Genomic DNA, 6849 nt, shown 5'->3' with positions numbered 1-6849 from the left:
ACCCCCCCTCCACGCCGGACGTCTCCACCCCCGGCGCCGGTACGGCGGGCCGTACGACGGGCAGGTCCGGCCCGCCCAGGCCTCCACGAACGGCCTCGGCGGGGCACGCGAGCGTCCGGGCCATCCGGCCACCGGGAGCGCTGCCCAAGAAGGACGCTCCATCCACAGGCAAGCCATCCGCTGAGAAGTTGTCCACAGATGAGGGTGGCGCGCCTCCGGCGGCGGGCAGACCGGAGCAGACTTCTTCCACGGATCCGAGTGGAGAGCCTGAGGAGGAGACGTGACCGAGGCGCCGTCCTATCTGTCGCCGACCGGGCAGGAGATCGTCTTCCTGCTGCTGGGCGCGGTGGCCGTCGGGTCGGCGCTGCTGGTGGTGACCACCAGACAGCTTGTCCACGCCGCTCTCTGGCTGGTCGTCTGCTTCGGCGCGCTGGCCGGGGGCTACCTGGTCCTGACGGCCGAGTTCGTCGCCTGGGTCCAGGTCTTGATCTACGTCGGCGCGATCGTCGCCCTGCTCCTGTTCGGCATCATGCTCACCCGCGCTCCGATCGGCAGAACCGCCGATCTCGACAGCCGCAACCGGCCGGCCGCCGCGGTCGTGGCGGTCGCCACCGCCGTCGTGCTGGTCACCGTGGTCATCGACGGCTTCCGCACGGCCTACGCCCCTCTGGAGCCCGGCGGGGGCTCGGCGAAGGAGCTCGGCTCCAGCATCTTCCGCAACTGGGTGCTCCCGTTCGAGGCGCTCTCGGTTCTCCTGCTGGCCGCCCTGATCGGCGCCATCGTCCTGTCCCGCACCGACATCCGGGGGAGGGACTGACGTTGCACGTCGTCTATCCGGCTGTCGTCTCGGCGCTGTTGTTCTCCATCGGTGTGTACGGCGTGCTCGCCCGCCGCAACACGATCCTCGTTCTGATGTCCGTCGAGCTGATGCTCAACGCGGTCAACCTCAACCTGGTCGCGTTCGACGTGTGGTTGCGCGACCGGTTGCACGGTGGACAGGTCCTCACGCTTTTCGTCATCGTGATCGCTGCGGCCGAGGTCGGTCTCGGCCTCGCGATCATCCTCGCGCTCTACCGCAACCGCCAGACCGTGGACCTCGACCGCCTCCGCGACCTGGCCGAACCCACCGGCACCGGTGACGGCGCCGCTCGGGACCCTGTCCGAGGGCCGCTCCGAGGGCCGCTCCGAGGGCCGGCCCCCACCGGATCCGGCGGCGCCCTCACCGACTCCGGCCAGGCCGTATCCGAGTCGGCCACCAGGTCGGGTGAGACGTCGTGATCGCCGTCGCCGCTCTCGTCATCCTGCTGCCGTCCGTCGCGGCGGCCACCGGGCTCCTGGGCTCCCGGTTCCCCCGGGGGGTGCGGGGCGGAGCCGCCGACGTGGCCGCGAACCGCCGGGCCGCCTGGATCGCGGTCGTGCCCACCGGGATCTCCACGGTGCTCGCGGTCTGGCTGGCCTACGCCGGCTGGAGCGGCGGTGGCGGCGGGCCGGGCGAGCCGTTCCCCTTCCCCGCCGGGCCCTCCGGCCCGTCCGGGATCGGTGGCGTCACCGGGACACTCGACGTCATCGACACGGGCTCGGTGCCGATCTCCGTCGGGCTGCTCGTCGACGGCCTCTCCGCATCGATCGCGGTGCTGGTCACCGTGGTCGCGCTGGCCGTGCAGATCTACTCGATCGGTTACCTGGGCGACGACCGGCGCTACCCCTCCTACAGCGCCTTCATCAGCCTGTTCACCGGCGCCATGCTCCTGGTCGTCTATGCGGCAGACCTCCTCGTCCTCTACGTGGGCTGGGAGATCATGGGCCTGTGCTCCTACCTGCTGATCGGGCACTGGTGGGAAGACCGGGCCAACTCCCGGGCGGCGGTCAAGGCGTTCCTGGTCACCCGGCTCGGGGACGTGGGCTTCCTGTTCGGGATCTTCGTCCTCGGCACGGCGGCCGGCAGCTTCAGGGTCGCCGACGTCATCGCCAAGGTGCCCGAGATGTCCACCGGCACGATCGTCGCCGCGACCATGCTGCTGCTCGCCGGGGTCGCCGGAAAGAGCGCCCAGGTCCCGCTGCACGTCTGGCTCCCCGACGCGATGGCCGGTCCGACGCCGATCAGTGCCCTCATCCACGCGGCCACCATGGTCGCGGCCGGAATCTTCGTCGTCGCCCGCCTCTATCCGGTCTTCCTCGACGCCGGCCCCACCTTGGACGTGCTCGCGGTCCTCGCCGCGCTCGGCATGCTCGGCGCCGCCCTGGCCGCTCTGGCGCAGGACGATCTCAAACGCGTCCTCGCCTACTCCACGATCAGCCAGCTCGCCTACATGGCCGGTGCTCTGGCCGCCGGATCCGAGAGCGCGGCGATCTTCCATCTGATCACCCACGGCGCTTTCAAGGCCCTGCTGTTCCTCTGCGCCGGAGCGGTGATCCACGCGGTCGGTTCCAACCTCATGAGCACGATGGGAGGGCTCCACAGGGAGCTTCCCATCACTTTCGCCGCGATGACGATCGGCTTCGCCGCCCTGATGGGCCTGCCCCCGGCGAGCGGCTTCTTCAGCAAGGACGAGGTGCTGGTGGCCATGGAGCGCGCCCTGTCAGCAGGGCCGCTCACCGACGCGGCGGCCCTGCTGCTGTACGGCTGCGCGCTGGCCACGATCGCGGTGACCGGCGCCTACGCCACCCGCGCGTGGCTGCGGACCTTCTTCGGGGAGCGTCCCGTCAACGCCCTCCCCGAGCCGGAGCCGGGCACGGCCCACGTCGTCGACGTCCATGAGGCGCCGGCCACCATGCGCTGGCCCATCGTCATCCTCGCCGTTCCCGCCCTGCTCCTGGGCCTGGTGGGCATCACCGGGGTCCACTGGGGCACGGCCGCCCTCAGCGTCGTGGTGGCGCTGCTGGGTGCCGGCGCGGTCTACGCGGCATGGCGCAGTGACCCGCTGGGCGATCCGGCCCGCATGCTCGGCCCCTTCCGCGCCCCCTGCGAGCAGGCCTTCTACGTCGACTCCCTCTACACCGCGCTGTTCGTCCGGCCCGTGCTCGGCCTCGCCCGCATGGTCGCCCGCACCGACGACCGCGTGGTCGACGGCGCGGTCCGTGGTTCGGGCCGGGCCACCGTGAGCCTGGCGGGCCTGGTGCGCCTGGCACAGAACGGCAACGCCCAGATCTATGTGACCGGCCTGCTGGCCGGCGTCCTCCTCATCGCGGTAGGGGCGGTGATCTTCGGGTGAGTTCCCCGTCGCCCTCACCGGCCGCCACTGTGGTGCCGCCGATCCGGCCAGTGACGACGAGCACGATCCCGACCACGCCGCCTGGGTGTGGTAGGGGGATCTGGCCCACGTTCTCCAGAGGTGGTAGAGGCGCCAGGCTCACGCTGTCCCGGGGTGGTAGGGGCGCCAGACTTACGCCGCCTGGGTGTGGTAGGGGGATCTGGCCCACGTTCTCCAGAGGTAGAGGCACCAGGCTCACGCGGTCCGGGTGCAGTGACCGGGTCTCCTCACCCACGCTGCCCGGGGGCGGTAGGAGGATCGGGCTCACGCTGTCCGGGTGGGGTGGACGGATCACGGCCTCGACGCCGAGTGAGGGGGCCGGACCATGAACTGGGTGCTGATCGCGCTTCTGGGGGTGCCGCTGGCAGGGGCGGCCGCTCTGCTCGCACCGTTCGGGAGGGACACCGCCGCCGGGGGGCGGCTGCTCCAGGCGCAAGCCCTGGCCGTCTCCGGGGTCACGTTCGCGCTGTCGGTGGTGCTGGCCGCCGGGTTCGACTACGGTGACGCGGCCCGAGTGCAGTTCTCGACGGATCTGGCCTGGGTCCCGGGGCTGGACCTCAGGTTCCACCTCGGAGTGGACGGCATCTCGCTGCCCCTGGTCGTACTGACCACGCTGCTGGTCTTCCTCTGCTCCGTCTACCTGTGCTGGGGCCGTGCCGACGGGCCCGGACAGCTACTGCGGCCCAAGACCGGCGGTAACCGGCCCCGGGCACTGGTGTTCACGCTGCTCGTCCTCGAAGTAGGCATGATCGGCACATTCGTCGCCCTCGACCTGCTGTTGTTCTTCGTTTTCTTCGAGGTCGTCCTCATCCCGATGTACTTCGTGATCGCCGTCTGGGGCGGACACGCCCGGCGGGCGGCGGCGATCAAGTTCATTCTCTACACACTGCTCGGCTCCGTCGTGCTCCTGCTCGGCCTGCTCCTCATCTGGGCGCAGACCGGCACCCTCGACATGATCGCTCTGGCCCGCGCCCAAGGGACGGGGATGTCGTCCTCGGCGCAGGTGCTCGCCTTCATCGCCGTCGGCATCGGCCTCGCGGTCAAGACTCCGATGTGGCCGCTGCACACCTGGCTGCCCGCCGCCCACACCGAGGCGCCCACCGTCGGCTCGGTGCTCCTCGCGGGTGTCCTGCTCAAGATGGGCACCTACGGCTTCGCCCGCATCGCCATCCCGGTCCTGCCCGACGGTGCCGCGGCCATGGCTCCCTGGCTCGGCGCCTTCGCGGTGATCGGCATCATCTACGGTTCCCTCGCCTGCCTCGCCCAGCGCGACCTCAAACGGATGATCGCCTACTCCTCCATCGGGCACATGGGCTTCGTCCTGCTGGGGTTCGCCACGCTCACCCCGGTCGGCGTCAACGGCGCGCTCTTCGGCAACATCGCCCACGGCCTGATCACCGCCCTGCTGTTCTTCATCGCCGGAGCGATCAAGGATCGCTACGGCACCACCGACATGCCCTCGCTCGGGGGCGGCATGCTGTCGCGTCTGCCGCATCTCGGCTCCCTGCTGACCTTCGCCGCCGTCGCCTCCCTCGGGATGCCGGGTCTGGCGGGTTTCTGGGGCGAGATGCTGGCACTCCTCGGCGCCTACGCACCGGCCGCGGGCCTGTCCCGTCCGCTCTACCTGACCTTCATGGCGCTCGGAGGCCTCGGCACCGTCCTGACCGCCGCCTACTTCCTGCTCATGCTCTCCCGCGTCACCCACGGCCGCTCCGTCGAGACCGTCCACGCCCCGGTGCTCGCCGCGGTGGGCGGAGGAGGCGGCAGCCGGCCGAGGGCCGTCCTGAGGGTCGGGATCGCACGCGTGCGAGACGTCACCGGCTACGAACTGGCCGCCTGGGTGCCGCTGATCGCGCTGATCCTGCTGCTCGGTCTCTGGCCGAAGACGCTCCTGCTCGTCACCGGGCCGGTGGTCCAGACCCTCCTGGGGGCACCGTGATCCAGTCGATCGACTACTACGCGGTCGCGCCGCTGCTGGTTCTCGTCCTCACGGCCGGAGCCGTGCTGCTCCTGGACGCCTTCCTGCCCCGCAGGCCGTACGCGCGTCCCTTGCTCGGGGCGGTCACCCTCACCGGGGTCCTGGGCGCGTTTGGCGTGGTGGTCGCGCAGGCCGTACGGGACGGCGGCCCGATGCGGACCTTCTGCGTGCCCGCCGGGCTCCCCGGCCCCACCAGGGCCGGCATCGGCGCGCTGGACATCGGGACACTCGGATCAGGGCCGGGCGGGCCGGGCGGAGCCGCCTCGGCGCTGTGCTCGTTCGTGGTCGACGACTTCACGCTGGTCTTCGCGGGGCTCGCGCTGGCCGCCGGGGCCGTCGTGGTGCTCCTGTCGATGGCGGAGCTCTCCTCCGGCGACGTCCCCGTCGGAGAGTGGTACTTCCTGCTGCTCTGCACGCTGGTCGGCGCCGTCGCCCTGCCCGCCTCCCGGGACCTGGTCATGCTCGTGGTCGCGCTGGAGCTGGTCTCGCTGCCGGTCTTCGCGCTCACCGCCCTCAGACGCTACGACGGCCGGAGCTCGGAGGCGGCTGTCAAGCTCTTCCTGGTCTCCGTGGTCTCCACGGCGGTGATGCTCTTCGGGGTCTCCCTGCTGTACGGCATGACCGGGACCGTCTACCTCGAAAGGCTGGCCCAGGTCCTGCGCGGGCCCGTCGCGGAGTCCGTGGCCGTACCCGGCCCCGACGCCTACGCCTCCACGCTCCAGATCGCCTACGACCTGCCGCCGGTGCTCATCGTGGCCGTGGTCCTGGTGATCGCCGGGTTCGGCTTCAAGGTCGCGGCGGTGCCGTTCCACGCGTGGGCGGGCGACGTCTACCAGGGAGCTCCGATCCCGGTCGCGGCTCTGCTCTCGGTGATCTCCAAGGCCGCCGGGTTCGCCGGGCTGATCCTCATCCTGGTCGCCGCCCTGCGGGGCCAGATCGCGATCTGGGCTCCGCTGGTCGCGATCATCGCCGCACTGACCATGACCGTCGGCAACCTCCTGGCCCTGCGCCAGCGTCATGCCGTACGCCTGCTCGCCTGGTCCTCGGTCGCCCAGTCGGGCTACATCCTCGCTCCCCTCGGAGTCCGCGACGACGAGGCGGTGAGTGCCTCGATCGCCTATCTGGTGTTCTACGCGGCGATGAACCTCGGGGCGTTCGCGGTGGTCATGCTGGTGTCGCGGCGTGGGGCCCAGGGTGGGCTGGACGACTACCGCGGGCTGGCGTTCCGCAACCCGGCAGCCGGGCTGGCACTGGCCTTCTTCCTGATCTGCCTGGCGGGGCTGCCACCGGGGCTGGCCGGGCTGTTCGCCAAGGTCGTGGTGTTCCGGGAGCTCGTCGACGGCGGCGGGACCTGGCTGGCCCTGGTGATGGCCGCCAACACGGTCGTCGGGCTCTACTACTACGTCGCCTGGGCCACACGGATCTTCACCCCGGTCCCGGTGACCGAGGGCGCCGGCACTCTTGAGGCGGTGGGCGGTGCTCCTGCGGGAGTGAGTGTTCCCTTGACCGAGGACCAGGCGAGCAGGCGTACGGCATGACGCTGGCGCAGGGCCAGGAGGTTGCCGACGGTCATGGTCAGTGCGGCGATGATCGCGACCAGCGGAGCCCAGATCGCGATCT

The 6849-nt window shown here is 71.0% G+C and carries 4 protein-coding genes and 1 pseudogene; all 5 read left to right on the top strand.

From position 1 onward, the window contains the following. Positions 1-280 precede the first annotated feature (280 nt). Positions 281-817 carry an NADH-quinone oxidoreductase subunit J family protein gene (locus tag CA984_RS41635; RefSeq protein ID WP_086578837.1) on the top strand — a complete coding sequence of 179 codons (537 nt, stop codon included), beginning with the start codon at positions 281-283 and terminating at the stop codon, positions 815-817. 2 nt (positions 818-819) lie between these two features. Next, a pseudogene (nuoK, locus tag CA984_RS48480) lies at positions 820-1146 on the top strand (NADH-quinone oxidoreductase subunit NuoK); the annotation flags it as partial. A 128-nt stretch (positions 1147-1274) separates the two neighbouring features. Continuing rightward, positions 1275-3212, top strand: a complete 1938-nt coding sequence (locus CA984_RS41625) for an NADH-quinone oxidoreductase subunit 5 family protein (protein WP_086578835.1) — start codon at positions 1275-1277, stop codon at positions 3210-3212. Positions 3213-3576: 364 nt separating this feature from the next. Beyond that, positions 3577-5190, top strand: coding sequence for a complex I subunit 4 family protein (locus CA984_RS41620; RefSeq protein WP_086578834.1), 1614 nt, complete (start codon positions 3577-3579; stop codon positions 5188-5190). Further along, positions 5187-6767 (top strand): NADH-quinone oxidoreductase subunit N, encoded by a 1581-nt coding sequence (locus CA984_RS41615; protein WP_086578833.1) that lies wholly within the window; start codon positions 5187-5189, stop codon positions 6765-6767. Before CA984_RS41620 ends, CA984_RS41615 begins: the two co-directional genes overlap by 4 nt. Positions 6768-6849: the final 82 nt, after the last annotated feature.

It is taken from the genome of Streptosporangium minutum (genome assembly GCF_002149035.1).
GTDB classification, from domain to species: Bacteria; Actinomycetota; Actinomycetes; order Streptosporangiales; family Streptosporangiaceae; genus Streptosporangium; species Streptosporangium minutum.
The sequence above is the reverse complement of the archived record's forward strand: the minus strand, read 5'-3'. Positions and strand labels throughout refer to the sequence as shown.